At 44.2% G+C, this 16343-nt stretch carries 11 protein-coding genes, 1 riboswitch and 1 other annotated feature; all 11 genes read left to right on the top strand.

Annotation, left to right across the window (positions count from 1 at the left end):
• Positions 1 to 366, top strand: a 366-nt coding sequence (locus HMPREF9443_RS01820; RefSeq protein ID WP_009144787.1) for a sodium ion-translocating decarboxylase subunit beta, incomplete at its 5' end; no start/stop codon positions are given.
• A gap of 164 nt (positions 367 to 530) precedes the next feature.
• Entirely contained in the window at positions 531 to 2255 is a 1725-nt protein-coding gene (locus HMPREF9443_RS01815; RefSeq protein WP_009144786.1) for an ABC transporter ATP-binding protein/permease, read from the top strand.
• 12 nt (positions 2256 to 2267) lie between these two features.
• On the top strand, positions 2268 to 3449 hold the full coding sequence (locus HMPREF9443_RS01810) for an FprA family A-type flavoprotein (protein ID WP_009144785.1): 1182 nt from the start codon (positions 2268 to 2270) through the stop codon (positions 3447 to 3449).
• Positions 3450 to 3550: 101 nt separating this feature from the next.
• Positions 3551 to 4009 (top strand): YbjN domain-containing protein, encoded by a 459-nt coding sequence (locus tag HMPREF9443_RS01805; protein ID WP_009144784.1) that lies wholly within the window; start codon positions 3551 to 3553, stop codon positions 4007 to 4009.
• A gap of 259 nt (positions 4010 to 4268) precedes the next feature.
• Positions 4269 to 6893 carry a calcium-translocating P-type ATPase, PMCA-type gene (locus HMPREF9443_RS01800; RefSeq protein WP_009144783.1) on the top strand — a complete coding sequence of 875 codons (2625 nt, stop codon included), beginning with the start codon at positions 4269 to 4271 and terminating at the stop codon, positions 6891 to 6893.
• Positions 6894 to 7095: 202 nt separating this feature from the next.
• Positions 7096 to 7330: a binding site (T-box leader), on the top strand.
• Between the two features lie 76 nt (positions 7331 to 7406).
• Positions 7407 to 9086, top strand: a complete 1680-nt coding sequence (leuA, locus tag HMPREF9443_RS01795; protein ID WP_009144782.1) for a 2-isopropylmalate synthase — start codon at positions 7407 to 7409, stop codon at positions 9084 to 9086.
• A 711-nt stretch (positions 9087 to 9797) separates the two neighbouring features.
• A riboswitch (cobalamin riboswitch) is annotated at positions 9798 to 9968 on the top strand.
• Positions 9969 to 10193: 225 nt separating this feature from the next.
• Entirely contained in the window at positions 10194 to 10595 is a 402-nt protein-coding gene (locus tag HMPREF9443_RS01790) for a hypothetical protein (RefSeq protein ID WP_009144780.1), read from the top strand.
• 65 nt (positions 10596 to 10660) lie between these two features.
• Positions 10661 to 13207: a TonB-dependent receptor domain-containing protein gene (locus HMPREF9443_RS01785; protein ID WP_009144779.1), complete on the top strand. Its 2547-nt coding sequence runs from the start codon at positions 10661 to 10663 to the stop codon at positions 13205 to 13207.
• A 97-nt stretch (positions 13208 to 13304) separates the two neighbouring features.
• Positions 13305 to 14351, top strand: a complete 1047-nt coding sequence (locus tag HMPREF9443_RS01780; protein WP_009144778.1) for an ABC transporter substrate-binding protein — start codon at positions 13305 to 13307, stop codon at positions 14349 to 14351.
• Positions 14348 to 15409: a FecCD family ABC transporter permease gene (locus HMPREF9443_RS01775; protein ID WP_009144777.1), complete on the top strand. Its 1062-nt coding sequence runs from the start codon at positions 14348 to 14350 to the stop codon at positions 15407 to 15409. Before HMPREF9443_RS01780 ends, HMPREF9443_RS01775 begins: the two co-directional genes overlap by 4 nt.
• Positions 15410 to 15411: 2 nt before the next feature.
• Positions 15412 to 16185 carry an ABC transporter ATP-binding protein gene (locus HMPREF9443_RS01770; protein WP_009144776.1) on the top strand — a complete coding sequence of 258 codons (774 nt, stop codon included), beginning with the start codon at positions 15412 to 15414 and terminating at the stop codon, positions 16183 to 16185.
• Positions 16186 to 16343: the final 158 nt, after the last annotated feature.

Raw genomic sequence — 16343 nt, 5'->3', positions numbered from 1 at the left:
AACACCGTAACCATTATGCTGGCTACCGGTACCGGTCTGACCATGAGCGCAGAGTCTTTCCTGAACGCTAAGACTCTGCTGATCATCGTTCTGGGCCTGGTTGCATTCGTAGCTGGTACTGCTATGGGCGTTATCTTCGGTAAGCTGATGTGCATGGTAGACGGTGGCAAGACCAACCCGTTGATTGGTTCCGCTGGCGTTTCCGCAGTTCCTATGGCTGCTCGTGTATCTCAAAAAGTTGGTCAGAAAGCTAACCCGGCTAACTTCCTGCTGATGCACGCTATGGGTCCTAACGTAGCAGGCGTTATCGGTACTGCAGTTGCTGCAGGTACCATGCTGGCTATGATTGGTCCTGTTGGCAAATAATCATTAGCTAACTTCAAGAGCTCACACATTAGTGTGAGCTCTTTTTTGTATCTAAAATGTAAATTTTATTGCTGGCGATACTCTAAGACTAATATTTATAGTATAATAAAAAGGAACTGTTCAAGAATTGAATAGCATTTCTATACAAGAGGAGTCTTGAGTATATGCAACGTTTTAATTTAACCAGACAGTTTTTTAGGGATGTCTGGTATCTTACGAAAAGCTATTGGCAATCAGAAGAGAAGAAAAAGGCTTTCTTTTTATTAGGCTGTATTATAGCGCTGACACTCGGCGTGGTTTATATGCTTGTTCTGCTTAACCAGTGGAACAACAGCTTTTACAGTGCATTACAAAACTATGATGCAAAGAAGATTTTTGACGAGCTTATTCATTTTTCGTGGCTAGCTGCCATTTATATCTTATTGGCAGTATACTCATATTATTTACAGCAGACGCTTATTTTAAATTGGCGTCGCTGGCTGACGACACGCTTTATTGACATCTGGCTGCAAAACAAAACCTATTATAATTTGCAGATGTTCGGTAAGGATACTGATAACCCTGACCAACGTATCAGTGAGGATGTGCGTCAGTTTGTCGAAATGACTTTAAGCTTTGGCATAGGTATCCTCAAGGCATTTTGTACGTTTGCATCCTTTGTTGTCATTTTATACAATCTTTCCGGCAGTCTTAGCTTTACCTTTATGGGTAAAACGTGGACGATTAACGGCTACATGCTGTGGGCATCGTTGCTTTATTCTGTAATCGGTACCTATATTACCCACATTGTCGGTCGTAAGCTGGTAAAAATCAATTTCATCCAACAGAAATATGAAGCAGATTTCCGTTTCAGTATGATTCGCCTGCGTGAAAGTGCGGAAAGCGTTGCCTTCTACCGTGGTGAAGCACAGGAAGGCAGTGTATTCAAACAACGCTTTAAAATGCTTTTGGATAACTTCTGGAAGCTGGTTAATAAACAGAAGCAGCTTGTCTTTTTAAATTCCGGTTATTCGCAAATCGCTATAATTTTTCCTTTTGTTGTAGCCATGAACCGTTATCTTACGAAAGAAGTAACACTTGGCGGACTGATGCAGGTTGCCAGTGCCTTTGGCCGCGTGCAGGATTCGCTTTCGTATTTTGTCGATATGTACAGCAGCATCGCTCAATGGCAGGCTGTTGTAATGCGTTTAACTTGCTTCGGCCATCATATGCATGATGTTTATCAGCAGGCGGAACGCTTTCATGTGGAACGCTTTGCTGCTGCCGATGTTGTTGAGGTCAACAATATGCAGATTAATTTGCCGGACGGAAAGCCACTCCTGGAAAATATCAGCTTTACACTGCATCCGGGGCATAATGTTTTGATTAAGGGTGTCAGCGGCAGCGGTAAAAGTACCTTGCTGCGTGCTATCTCCGGTATCTGGCCATTCGTCGACGGCAAAATCTTTTTGCCGGAGCGTGATAAGCTGATGTTTATTCCGCAGAGGTCTTATCTGCCTTTAGGCACTCTGCGTGCTGCACTTAATTACCCGGGAAATAAACCTATAGATGATACTGAATTGATTTATCTGATGGATTTGTGCCAGATTGGTTATCTTAAGGATAAGCTTGATTTGGAAGCTGATTGGAGCCATGTGCTTTCAGTCGGTGAGCAGCAGCGTTTGGCCTTTGTACGTGCTCATATCCAGCAGCCACAGTGGCTTTTCCTGGATGAAGCAACCTCTGCTTTGGATGAAGATACTGAGGCGAATATGTACAGCCTGCTACAGGAGCGTTTACAGCAGACTACTGTTGTAAGTGTCGGTCATCGTAGTACGCTGAATAAATATCACGAGCTTGTTTTACGCTTAAATAAATCAACTCGTCAGGTTACTCTTGAAAAATTGTAAGGAGGTTTTCTTATGTTCCCATTACAAATTGCAGAAAACATTTATGACGTTGGTGTTCAGGATTGGGCTGTGCGTGATTTTCACGGCTACAAAACAGAGAGAGGTGCAACCTATAACTCTTATCTGATTATGGATGAAAAGATCACCTTGATTGATACGGTTAAAGCGCCTTTTACCGAAGAGCTGCTTGCCAATATCAGCAAGGTAACACCGTTGGATTCCATTGACTATATTGTCATCAACCATGTTGAGCCTGACCATTCCGGTGCTATGCCTGTGTTAGCCAAGGCTTGCCCCAAAGCAAAGTTCTATATTACGATGCAAGGCAAAAAAGAGGCTATTCAGCATTACGGAGATATTTTTGCTTTTGAGGTTGTTAAGGACGGAGCAACCTTAAATATCGGCAAGCGCACCTTGACCTTCGCTTCTATGGCAATGCTCCATTGGCCTGACAGTATGGCTACCTATAGTGAGCATGATAAAATTCTTTTTTCCAATGATGCCTTTGGTCAGCATTACGCTACCAGCAAGCGCTTTGATTCTGAAGTAAATCAGGACGAGTTATTCTACGAAGCAAAAAAATACTTTGCCAATATTCTCTGGCCTTATGCAAAGCTGATTGGCAATGCGCTGAAAAAGCTTGGCGGTCTTGATATTAAAATGATTGCGCCTTCCCATGGCGTTATCTGGACCGAGCATATTGCCGATATCCTGCGCTGCTACAGCGAATGGGGCAGCGGCGTACAGGACGGCAGCCTTGTTATTGCTTATGACAGCATGTGGGGCGGTACGGAAAAGCTGGCGCGGGCGATTGCGCGCGGTGCAGCTAATGCCGGCATTGTTGTTAAAGTATTTAAAATGGGTGCTACACCCAACAGTACGGTAGCAGCAGAGCTTTTTACCGCCTCCGGTTTTTTGGCAGGATCTTCAACGCTCAATTGCAGCATGCTGCCGAATATGGGCTCTTTGCTGATTTATCTTAAAGGCCTTGGCGCTAAAGGTAAAAAGGCTGCAGCCTTCGGTACCTTTGGTTGGGCAGGTGGTGCGCAGAAGGATATGGAAGAGCTTCTCGCAAAAAGCTGCTTTGATGCAGTAGAACCCGGATTTAATTGCAAGTGGACACCGCAGCAGGCTGAAATTGAGGCTGCGGAAAAGTATGGTTATGATTTTGCGCTCAAATTAAAGGCCGAATAAGCTGTGAATTTTATGTAAAGAAAACATATTTACTAATAAAAAAAGTACGCACATAGTGATAATAGTGTATAATAGTATTATAACGATGAAAGCGAGGTCTTATGATGAATAAGAAAGCTGAAGTGTATCAAAAGTTCCTTGAGGAAAATAAAATTAACTGGAGCGATGTTTTCGAAGTTCCGAAAGCAGACGAGGTTCCGGAAGAATCCTTCATGCATCCTGTTGTTTTCCGTTCCGCTATCGGCATCCAAGGTCAAAATCTGCCGACCATGTTAGTAATTGATGACAGCATTTATGTAATGCTGCAGGTTCGCGTAGGCGCAGGCTTGGTTAAAGAAGCTAATAAAGCTGCAGTTCTGGAACACTTGAACGCTCTGAACGAAAACTACAAGGTATTCAAATATTATGCTGATGAAGCAGGCAACATCATCATTGAAAGCTGCATTCCTTCTACCGATGATCAATTCGTACCGCAAATGATTCATGCAGTAATCGATGTTATTGTTGACCACCTCAACTCTGAATATCCTAAGCTGATGAAAGCTGTTTGGGCTGAATAAGCTGAATAAAAAAATATGGTACTTTCTTAAATAAGGGGAGTAGCCGGCACAAGCTTTAGGGCTGGTGTTTACACTGCCGTCAGTACGATTCGGAAGAATCCGGCTTTGTAATTAAGTGGCGAGACTTTGTTGTAAAATATTTTTATTTTACAGCATTGTCTCGCCCTTTTTTAATATATAATATAAGGTGAAGAGTGTACTTGCACGATTTACCGCAATTTTCGACAAGTAGCAGACGTAAAGTCAAAGGAGGAAGAAAATGAGTAAATATGGCTTAAGCAAGGAGCAGATTGAAGAGTCACGGCGCAAGTACGGTGATAATACGTTGACGCAGCCGCCGCGGGAAACATTTTGGAGCAAGCTGCTGGGTAATTTTCAGGATCCTATTATCCGCATACTGGTAGTAGCGTTGCTGGTAAATGCTTTTTTCGTGTATCTTGGTCATGGCGATTGGATTGAAACAATAGGTATTTTTCTGGCAATTATTTTGGCAACCTTTGTTTCTACCTGGTCCGAATACAGCAATGAGAATGCCTTTCAAAAGCTGCAGGAGGAGGCCAGCCGTATCCGCTGCAAGGTATGGCGTGACGGCGAGCCACATGAAATTGCTATTGATGATGTTGTAGTCGGTGATGCAATTATTTTAGAGGCCGGCGATAAAATACCGGCAGACGGTATTTTGCTGGAAGGAACCCTGAAGCTGGATCAGGCAGCGTTGAACGGTGAAAGTGAGGAAGCTAAAAAAACTGTTGCACCTGCTGAGTTCCAATGGGATGACGGTAAAATTGATTTTCTGGATGAACATAAGCTGTTCCGTGGCAGCGTTGTGGTAGAAGGCACCGCTGTGATGCAGGCTGTGAAGATCGGTGATAATTCCGTTTACGGCCAACTGACGCAGGAGCTGAAGGATGAAGAACGTGACAGTCCGCTGAAGCTTAAACTGAAAGGACTGGCAGAGCAGATAAGTAAATTCGGTTATGCCGGCGGTGTACTGATAGCCGTTGCGGTAATACTGCATAAGATATATCTGGCAGGAAGCTTTGCAGCTTATTTTGCCGATATGACAACAGTAATTGCCGATTTGGTGCAGGCTGTAATCTTGGCGATTATTATTATTGTTATGGCGGTACCGGAAGGCCTGCCGTTGATGATTGCGATAGTTTCTTCGCTCAATATGCGCAAAATGCTGCATGACCATGTATTGGTGCGTAAGCTTGTCGGCATTGAAACTGCAGGCAGCTTAAACCTGCTGTTTACCGATAAGACAGGCACGATTACTAAAGGACAGCTGGAGGTAGTACGCTTCTTAACCGGCGATTTACAGGAAATTACTGATTTTACATCATTGCCTGCACGTCTTAAGGAGCTGACTTGTCAGCAGGTTCTGATCAATACATCATCTACCGTTACCGACGGCAAGATTGTCGGCGGTAATATGACAGAAGCAGCATTAAATAATTATGTCGGTGCTTATCGTTTACCGCAGCTGCCGCAGCGCCAACGCTTTATTCCGTTCAACAGCGCCAATAAATATTCCTGGGCGCAGGTTGCTCCCGCTGATGGCGGCGCAGCATATTGCCTCATTAAGGGCGCACCGGAAAAGCTGCTGCAGGCTACCGATTGGTATTGGTCAAAAGATGGCTACCGTTTGCTGTTGACTGATGAGATGAAAGCAGCTCTGGATAACAGAATGCTGGAGCTTGCAGGACAGGCGATAAGAATGCTGGCCTTGTGTACGTATGAGGGAGTACCTGCTGATAACCTGCCGGATAAAGGACTGACGCTTGCCGGTGTTGTTGCCATCCGTGACGACGTGCGTCCGGAAGCAGTGGAGGCTATTAAGGCTGTACAGCAGGCCGGTGTGCAGGTAGTAATGATTACCGGTGACCGTAAAGAAACAGCGGTTGCCATTGCTAAGGATGCAGGCCTGCTGCAAAGTGCGGAGGATGTAGTCTGGACCTCCGACGAGCTGGCACAGATGAGCGATGATGAGGTCAAAGCTAAGCTGACGCATCTGCGTGTAGTGGCACGTGCTCTGCCGATGGATAAATCGCGTTTGGTGCGTTTGGCGCAGGATTTGAATCTTGTAACCGGTATGACCGGTGATGGCGTAAACGATTCTCCGGCACTGAAAAAGGCTGATGTAGGCTTTGCTATGGGCAGCGGTACAGAGGTAGCCAAGGAAGCAGGCGATATCGTTATCATGGACGATAACTTCCTGAGCATCAAACAGGCGATTTTGTACGGAAGAACGATTTACAATTCTATCTGCAAATTTATTGTTTTCCAGCTGACGATTAACTTCTCAGCTGTGGCTATTAACTTTATTGCTCCCTTTATCAATATCGATGAGCCGTTGACGATTACGCAGATTCTGTGGATTAATCTGGTAATGGATACCCTAGCTGCGCTCGCCTTCGGTGGTGAACCGGCACTGGCGCAGTATCTGCGCGAGGCGCCGAAACGCCGCAGTGCGCCGCTTGTCAGCAAAAAGATGCTTACGAGCGTTATTATCAGCGGCCTGTATATGACTATTGTCGGTATTGCCTTTTACAAGAGCGCGTGGGTCGACCATCTGTTCCGTGATGCTGATAACCATATCTATACCTACACGGGCTTCTTCTGCGCCTACATTTTTATGGCAGTAGCCAATGGCTTTAATGTGCGTACTGACGGTTTGAACCTGTTAAAGAATATCAGCCTGAACAAGGGCTTCTTACAGGTAATGGCGCTGATTGTTGCAATTCAGGTGCTGCTAACCTTTGTTGGTGGGCGCGTACTGCGTACAACACCACTGAATGCGCATGAGTGGGGCGTTGTTATCCTGTTTGGCACTTCAATCATTGTTGTTGATTTACTTCGTAAGCTTATCAGCAGCAGGTAAAGTTATGCACAGTTGTTGATAACTCTGTTGATAATCTGTGGGTAAAACACATAAGCTGTGGATAAGTTCTTATGGATAGAAGCACACTAAACGCTGTTACATTGTTTACAATATTGTTGTTAAAAAATTAATTTTAGAAATAGTGTTGACAATTAAAAGCGGAATGCGTATAATAGCATTCAACGAATCAAATATCGTCCCTAAAAAAACGGTGAAGGGAAGAAGATATGACCGGATGGGCTAAGAGAGTCGCTGGCTGGTGTAAAGCGATGTCAATGGTTATATGCATACTGATCCCGGAGTTGCCTTTCCGATATGTAGGGAAGGACGTGTGGTCACGTTACAGGCAAAGGCCTTGTTGGAGGCTGAGAGGACAGCATTGCTGAAGTGCTGTTGAAATAGGGTGGTACAGCGTGGAATTGTTCCCCGCCCCTAATTGTGTTATAAAAAACACAGGTTAGGGACGGGGATTTTTGTTTATAATCGCTAAGAAAAGCTAGGGGGAAATTAATCATGCAGCAGGAGAAAAAATATATTCCGTTTGAACAAATAAAAATTACCGACCGTCAATGGCCTGATAAAACGATTACTAAAGCACCTGTATGGTGCAGTGTTGATTTGCGCGACGGCAACCAGGCATTGGTAACACCGATGGGTATTCCGGAAAAAATTCGCTTTTTCCACACTTTGGTAGATTGCGGCTTTAAGGAAATCGAGGTTGGCTTTCCTTCCGCCTCGGAAACAGAGTACGAAATTCTGCGTACCCTGATTGAAGGCGGACATATTCCTGATGACGTAACCGTACAGGTTCTGGTGCAGGCGCGTGAAGAGCTTATCCGCAAAACCTTTGAGGCAGTACGCGGTGCTAAGAATGTTATCATCCATTTTTATAACTCTACTTCAACACTGCAGCGTAAAATTGTTTTTGGCAAGGATATGGACGGTATCACCGATATTGCTGTGCAGGGCGCACGCCTTATCCGCCAGCTGACGGAAGAAGAGGTTGCCCGCAGCGGTATGAATATCCGCTATGAATATTCTCCGGAAAGCTTTTCCGGTACGGAAATAGATTTCTCTGTGGCAATTTGCGAGGCTGTAATGCAGGAAATGGGCTCGACAAAAGAAAACCCGATTATCCTCAACCTGCCCTCTACTGTTGAAATGTGTACGCCGAATACATATGCCGATCAGATTGAATACTTCTGCCGTCATATTAAAAACCGTGAAGCAGCAATAGTCAGCGTGCATCCGCATAATGACCGTGGTACGGGCGTTGCCTGCGCCGAGCTGGCACTTTTGGCCGGTGCGGACCGTATCGAAGGTACGCTGTTCGGTAACGGCGAGCGTACCGGTAACCTGGATATCGTAACTGTAGCCCTCAACATGTTTACGCAAAATGTTGATCCCGAGCTGGATTTCTCGCATATTCTTGACATCAAAAAGGTTTATGAGGAATGCACAAAAATGCATGTGCCTGAGCGTCAGCCGTACGCCGGTGAGCTGGCCTTCACCGCCTTCAGCGGTTCGCATCAGGATGCTATCCGCAAGGGTTATGAATACATGAAAAACAGCGGTACAGAATATTGGGAGGTACCGTATCTGCCGATTAACCCGGCGGATATCCATCGTGAATACGAGCCTGTTATCCGCATTAACAGCCAGTCCGGTAAGGGCGGCGCTGCCTTCGTGCTGCAGCATACCGTCGGCTACAATCTGCCTAAGGAAATGCATCCTGAATTTGGCAATATCGTGAAGGCTGCTGCTGACGAATACGGCGACGAGCTTTCCAGCGAGCAGATTGTGCAGCTCTTCCGCAAGGAATACATCGACTTTGCCGGTAAATATCAGCTGCTGCGTCATCGTTTCACCGAGCTTAATGAAGCTGACGGCAGCATCCACAGCCGTTTTGAAGGTGAAATTTCGGTTGCTGGCGAAAAAAAGAGTGTAGTTGGTGTAGGTAACGGTCCTATCGATGCCTTCTTCCAGGCACTCAACGGTGTCGGAATTAATGGCTACGAATTCGTCAACTATCATGAGCATGCAATTTCCAAGGGTTCTGATGCGAAGGGTATTTGCTACATTGAGCTGAAGCAGAAAAACAATGGCCATATCTTCGGTGTAGGCATTCACTCCAACATCAACGTGGCAGCGCTGCGTGGCATCATCTGCGCTATCAACCGCGCGGAGAAGTGATTAGTGATTAATAGTTATCAGTGAATAGTGTTTAGTGGTTAGTAAACAGTTGGCAGTACGGGGTAAAGAGAAAATATATTAGAAAATCGCCCCTGTATATATTATTTTGCTAAGGGCCGGCGCCAGAAAAACAGATAAGCCGGCTTTGATAACATCCAAAATAAGGGAAAGATTTTTTGGAAAAATAAGGGAAAGAACTAAAAATAAGGGAAAGAAGCAAGCGCCGTCGGCCGTAAGGCAGGCGGCGATTTGCGCATTACAGAACAATATTTCCTTAAATAAAATTGTGGAGCAGGCTTTGCAGCGTTTTTTGATGCTGGAAAATTAAATATATAAAAAATTTTTATAGCTGTATGATAGCTGGCGAGCTATATTACGTCAGAGCAAGAATATAGTTGTAGGTTAGTTGACGTGTAATCACAATATAATAATGCTTTGAACATTAGGGACTTCGTTTTAAAATTACGGAGTCCTTTATTTGTGTACAGAGAGAGCTCTTTGTACACTTTTTTCTTGACGTTTTTGTGAATAACGTGCTATAATACTAACTGTAAACTGTTTTGTAATTAAAGTAAACTCAAAATAGTAAAAAAACAAATATACATAATTAATAATTTGCTAATTTTTATCTGTCAGTATCTTAAATTACGAAGAGCTGAATATACAATAGCGTATAACAGATAGAAATTTAAGAACCTAACGAGAGAAAAAGAGAATAAAAGCGTATCAGGTGTATTTATACTTAATAGGTAAACAGGTGCAAAACCTGTGCTGTCCCGCAGCTGTAATGTGGAGCTGGCCTTATATAGTCACTGGGAAACCGGGAAGACAAGGCTGGCAGTGAAGCAGAGCCAGAAGAACTGCCTGATATAGGGCCTTTCAAACAACCTGCGATGTACAGGATTGCGCTTTCCCGGGGATAAGTGCGTCTTGCTGTCACAGTACGGCAAGGCGCTTTTATTTTGACTGCAATATTTGTATGAAGTATATTTACTATTCTTGCATATTAACATCTGACAAGCGGAACAAGGATAGCTTGGTCAGATGCTTTTATGAAAATAAATTTTTTCCCAGTATGCTCAAGAATTACGAGAGAAAGGAGGAGCTATGAAAAGGATATTTATGCTGCTGACCTTAATTTTGGCCCTGATGTGTCCAGCACTTGCCGGTGCGGAGGTATCGAGTGACAAAATGATTTTGGATTGGACAACTTCCAAAGTATGGGTTAACGGCGGCGAACTGTGTGTAACAGGCACTTTTGTCAACAAGCGTAATGACGTAGCTATCACTAAGCTGAACGACTTTATTATGCGTGTTACCTACACAGATAAAAATGGCGAGCAGAAGCAGTTTACCGGCAGACCGGTAAAGTTTCCGCTGTGCAAGATTCCTGCCAATGGTTCGCGTAAGCTGAATCTTAACTTTGGCAAATTTGCTGACGAAAGCGTTGGCAACTGGGTAACGGCGCAGACCTATACGTTTACGTATATTAACGGTGCGCGGTTCTGATAATGTTTTTGATGAGTATTAGGCGTTGAGTTTGCAAGAAACTCAAATTTTACAGAAAGAAGTGTATGAGTAACATGAAGAGAAGATATACAGCTGCGGCTGCTATGATGATGGTAATGGGCCTGTGCGCAAGCGCAAGCGCAGCATTTGACGAAAACCTGAACGATTATACCCTGGATACAATGGTAGTAGAGGCTGACGCAATTAAAAACAAGTTCGGCGATACTATTACTGAGCAGTCCTACTATCGTACCGGCGGTGACGTTAAGGTTATCACCCGTGAAGAGATTGAAAAACGTCATTACACTGATTTGACTGAAGCAATCAAACGTATTCCCGGTGTAACCTTCCAAAACCCCGGCTATCGTGGCGGCGAATACGGTTATCAGTTCTATAATAATGGTGTTTCCATCAATGGTGATACCCGCGTAATTATTTTGGTCGACGGCCGTCGTGTAGATAATGCGGCAAGCACACGTATCGGTAATAGCACAACATCTGGTTCTAAAGCTACCGGTGTAAACCTTGATCAGGTAACCAATATGGAAAACGTTGATAAAATTGAAGTTATCAAAGGGCCTGGCGCTTCCGTATATGGCAGTGATGCTTTGGGTGGCGTAATTAATATTATTACACGTAAAGGTGGCGCAACTAATACAGGTAGTATTGATCTAGCTACTGGTTCTTGGGATAAACATAAATATGCTTTAAGCTATTCCGGTAGCGCAGGCGATGATAACTCCTGGCATTATTTTATTTCTGCAAACCGTGATATGTCCGGTGATACCAAATATAAAGATGGCACTGTTGGTGGAACTGGCACTTTGGGAGGTTCCAATTGGAAAGAAGATGGCGTTAACGTTCGTATTGATAAAGATTTTAATGAAAAACAAAGTTTGAAAGTTTGGTATAATTTCAAACAAGGCAGAGACGGTTATCCTATTGCTACCCCTAATATGAAATATTACAATCAAAAAGATTGGAATGATATTATTTTTAAAGCAACTGTTGGTAAATTAGATGCGAATAATAAGTTGATTTGGGATGGGAAATTCAAAGAAAAAGGCTGGAGAGATCCTGCTGGAACCAAATATGAAGAATATACTAAACAAGATGGAACGAAAGGATATTATGTACTTGATGCAAGTGGTAATAAAATCAAGACTTTTACCAAATTGAGCGGTGATGCTAAGAATCCAGGCTATCATAACTTATATGCATTAGATGGTAAAGCTTATGGTTCTTTTAGCAAGTTCAAAAATAATGATTGGGATATTCAATATACCTTTGATAAAGATAATGGTATGGAAAGCTTTATCCGTGTATATGATCAAAATCACCGTTATGCACATAGAGATAAATACAGTTGGACGACTTTGAGTGATGCAAGTAATGCTTATAATGATATGTTCCCTACAGGAGCGACTAGTGAGCAATTAGCACAATGGATAAAGGATAATTTAGCTCCGTTCCCGGGTGGCGATAAAGCCGCATTAAAAGAGTGGGTTGAAAAAACTGGTGGTGCAGCATCTGAACCTACAAGTTGGCATGAAGAGAAAAATCGTGGTGTACAACTGCAGTATGCAAAATCTATTGGTATTAATGATATTATTGCCAGTGTTACTTATGACAAAGCAAAGAATTACTCTAAGAGCTATAATAATAAAACTGGTGCTCTTGAGAGCAGTCATGTTGATAGAAAGACAACAACTGCTTATGTTCAGGATAAAATCCATGTAAGCGATAAATGGGATCTTACTCCTGCTTTACGTTATGCTAAATATAGTTCTTTTGAAACTACAGATGCTAAGGGTTCTACAGTTCAAGGCAAGGGAAATACTCATTTGCTGACACCGGTACTCAATACAGAGTATATGTTTGATGATACCAGCAGCATGTATTTGGGCTGGACAAAGATTTATCGTCCGTTAAAAGAAGGCGACTATAGCACTGCTGATTATATTAATAAAACACCGTTGGATGATGAAAAGGGTGATGCGTGGACTTTAGGTGTTCGTAAGGATCTTGACGACAAGACTAGCTTAGCTGTTCATTATGATTTGACACGTATGAGCAATGCGATTGCTACATTACCTGTTTGGAATGATTCCAAAGGCGAATTTACTAGTTCGCCTCTTAATGCTAAAGAAGATAAAAAGTCCTTCAATGTAACTTTAGATCACCAATTTGATGATCACTTTACCATCAGTGCCTCCTATTCTCATATGAAGGATAAATGGTCGGCAAAGAATGGTTATATTCTTGATCCGAGCTGGGGTTATAGCAATTCTAGTGATATCAATACTGCTATTAACAGCTTGCGTCCTCAAAACCATTATTCTTTGAATATGTCTTATGAGAATGGTAATTTCTATACTGGTTTATTGACCAACTGGTATACCGGCTGCAGTGATTATGCTTTCACAAGCAACAGATTCTTAGTTCTTGACTGGAATATGAATTACGAAGTTACTAAAGATATGACTGCATACCTGACCGTTACTAACTTAACCAATGAAGCTTATGAGACCTCTTATAACTCTTGGAATGGTAAAGGTAGTTCTGCAATGCCTGGCCGCTGCATCATGGTTGGCATGAAATATAGCTTCTAAATTTTAATCGATACATCATACTCTATCTCTTTTTAGGTAAAGCACTACTGCTGGCGCAGTAGTGCTTTACCATATTCGTACTAAGCTGAGGAAGTAAATGAAAAAATTATTAACAGGAGTGCTATTGGGAGTATGCTTGCTGCTCACCGGCTGCGAACGCAACATCTTTACTCTGCCGGTAAAGGAAAACCCAGAAGCGCTATTGCGCTTTAACCAACCGGCAGAATATGCCTATAACCCTGCGCACTATCCGGTAACTATCGAAAACTACAATACTCAGGGCGAGCCTGAGAAGATGACATATACGAAGCCGCCAGAGCGAGTGGTGGCAGTCTGGCAGAACAGCATTGAAACATTGCTGGCTTTGGGTGTGGGTGACCGCATTATTGCCGGTAACGGCGTGCCGGACAAAAAGTTTTTCCGCAAGGAATATCAGGAGCAGTACAGCAAAATACCTTATACCGGACTACAGCTTTTAGACCTGGAAACAACCATGATGCTGAAGCCTGATTTGCTTGTAGGCTGGCATTCTACATTTATGCCTAAGGTGCTGCGTAGTACCGATTTTTGGCATAAGCGTGGGGTAAATACCTTTATCGCACGCTCTTCTATGATTGATGCGAAGCCGCGTACTCTGGCAAACGAATACAAGGATATTCTTGACTTAGGAAAAATATTTGACAAAAATGAAAGGGCGCAGCAGCTTGTAGGGCAGATGCAGCAGGAGGTTAATTTTGCCATCAGTCATACTGCAGGCTACCAAAAGCGTCCGCGTGCTCTGGTGCTGGAGTTTATGGGCAAGGAGCCGACGGTGTATGGCGAAAAATCTTTGGCTGGCAATATTGTCAAAGAGCTGCACGGTGAACTGCTGGCAGAAAAGCAGCGTGCTATTGGTCTGGAGCAGGTTGTAGAGCTTGATCCGGATGTTATTTTTTTGGTGGTAACGGAATTTAACTACGGACACGAGCAGGATGTACTGGACCGCGTTAACAAGCACAAGGCGCTGAAAAATTTGCGCTGCGTGAAGGAAGGACGTGTTGTAGCCTTGCCGCTGTATGCTATTTACAGCTCAGGCGTGCGTACCTATGATGGCATAAAAATTATTGCGGCCGGAATGTACCCGGATTTGTATAAGGAGAAATGATGATGGTTGATTTTTTGAAGAAGCAGGGGTACCTGTTCATCTGCCTGGGATTGCTTGCTTTGCTGGTAATTGCCTTGTTTTGGGCGTTGTCCATTGGTACAGTTAAGCTGCCGTTGGTAAATATTTATAATACTGTTGTAGAGCAGCTGTTTAGCGGACAGCCAATCGAAGGCGTTGACCGCGGACCGGTGCATGATATTGTCTGGCTGCTGCGCCTGCCGCGTCTGGTACTGGCTGCCTTAGTAGGCATGGGCCTTTCGGTCTGTGGCGTTATCATGCAGGCTGTAGTAAAGAACCCCTTGGCTGACCCATATATTCTGGGCATTTCCTCCGGCGCTTCGCTGGGTGCAACGGCAGCAATTCTGCTGGGTATCGGTGTGGCGCTGGGTGAAAACTTTGTCGGTATTGCGGCCTTTATCGGTGCCTTCGCCATGTCGCTGGGCGTACTGTTTATCTCTAACCTGAGCGGACGCAGCAATTCCGTTAAGCTGCTTTTGGCAGGCATGGCGCTGAGCGCAGTCTGCGGTGCTTTTTCCAGCTTTATCGTTTACTTTGCCAATAATAAGGAAGGCATGCAGACCATAGCTTACTGGATGATGGGCAGCTTTGCCGGTGCCAAGTGGGAAACACTGGCAGTTATCGGACCAATCGTAGTGTTGGCAGTAATGTTCTTCTGGACGCAGAGCCGTATGCTCAACCTGATGCTTTTAGGTGATGAATCTGCGTTGACTTTGGGAACTGATTTACATATTTACAGACAGATTTATCTGCTTGTAAGCTCTCTTATCGTAGGCTTTGTGGTATACGCTGCAGGTATGGTAGGCTTTGTCGGCTTGGTAGTACCGCACGTTATCCGTATGCTGGTAGGCACCGACCATAAAAAACTGATACCTGTTTCCGCTTTGACAGGTGCAGTATTTTTGGTAATTGCGGACGGTCTGTGCCGTGTAATTATTCCGCGCACGGAGCTGCCGATTGGTATTTTGATATCCTTAATCGGCGCGCCCTGCTTCGTTTACCTGATGATTAAGAAAACCTATGGCTTTGGAGGTAACTGATAATGGAGATTTTAGCAGAAGCAGTAAAAATGGCCTTCGGACCAAAGGAAATTCTTAAGGGAATAGATTTCAGCCTGCATAATAAGGAATTTGTGGGCATTATCGGGCCTAACGGCAGCGGTAAAAGTACCTTTCTGAAATGCGTTTACCGTGTGCAGAAGCCTACAGACGGTAAAATTACCTTTAACGGAACGCCGTTGGACGAGCTTTCCTACCGTGAATCGGCGCTGCAGCTGGCGGTAGTAGCACAGCATAATGTTTACAGCTTTGATTTTTCGGTGTTGGAGGTTGTGCTGATGGGACGTTCTCCGCACAAGAAAATGCTGGAGCGTGATAATCTCAACGATTATCGTATAGCACGCGAAGCGTTGGCGACTGTAGGTCTGGCGGACTTCGAAGAACGCAGTTTTGCTACCTTGAGCGGTGGCGAACAGCAGCGTGTAATTTTGGCGCGGGCACTGACGCAGCAGACGGAATGCCTGGTGCTGGATGAGCCGACAAACCATCTGGATATAAAGTACCAGCTGCAGATTATGGATATTGTAAAATCACTTGATTTGACCGTTGTGGCAGCAGTACATGATCTGAATATCGCAGCGATGTACTGTGACCGTCTGGTTGCGATTAAGGAAGGACAGATTGTGGGCATGGGAACTCCGCGTGAGCTGCTGACGGAAAAGTTTATTTATGATATGTATGAGGTGCGCTGCAGAGTGGATGAGGAAAAGTCTACGGGACGTATAAATATTGTGTATCTGCCACAACATTGGATGTAGGACGGCGGCGAATAAGGCGCCATCTGCGGCTTCACCGCTCCTCGACGTACTTCTAGTACGCCGTCGTCTAGCTTTAACCACATATGCCACCTTCTGCGCCGCCTAGCGTGAAAATAAGGTTTGAATAGAACGGCGGCGGATAAGTCGCCATCTGCACT

Origin of the sequence: Phascolarctobacterium succinatutens YIT 12067, from assembly GCF_000188175.1 — a bacterium.
Taxonomy (GTDB): domain Bacteria; phylum Bacillota; class Negativicutes; order Acidaminococcales; family Acidaminococcaceae; genus Phascolarctobacterium_A; species Phascolarctobacterium_A succinatutens.
Note: the sequence above shows the minus strand (reverse complement) of the source record. Positions and strands in the feature narration are given on the sequence as shown.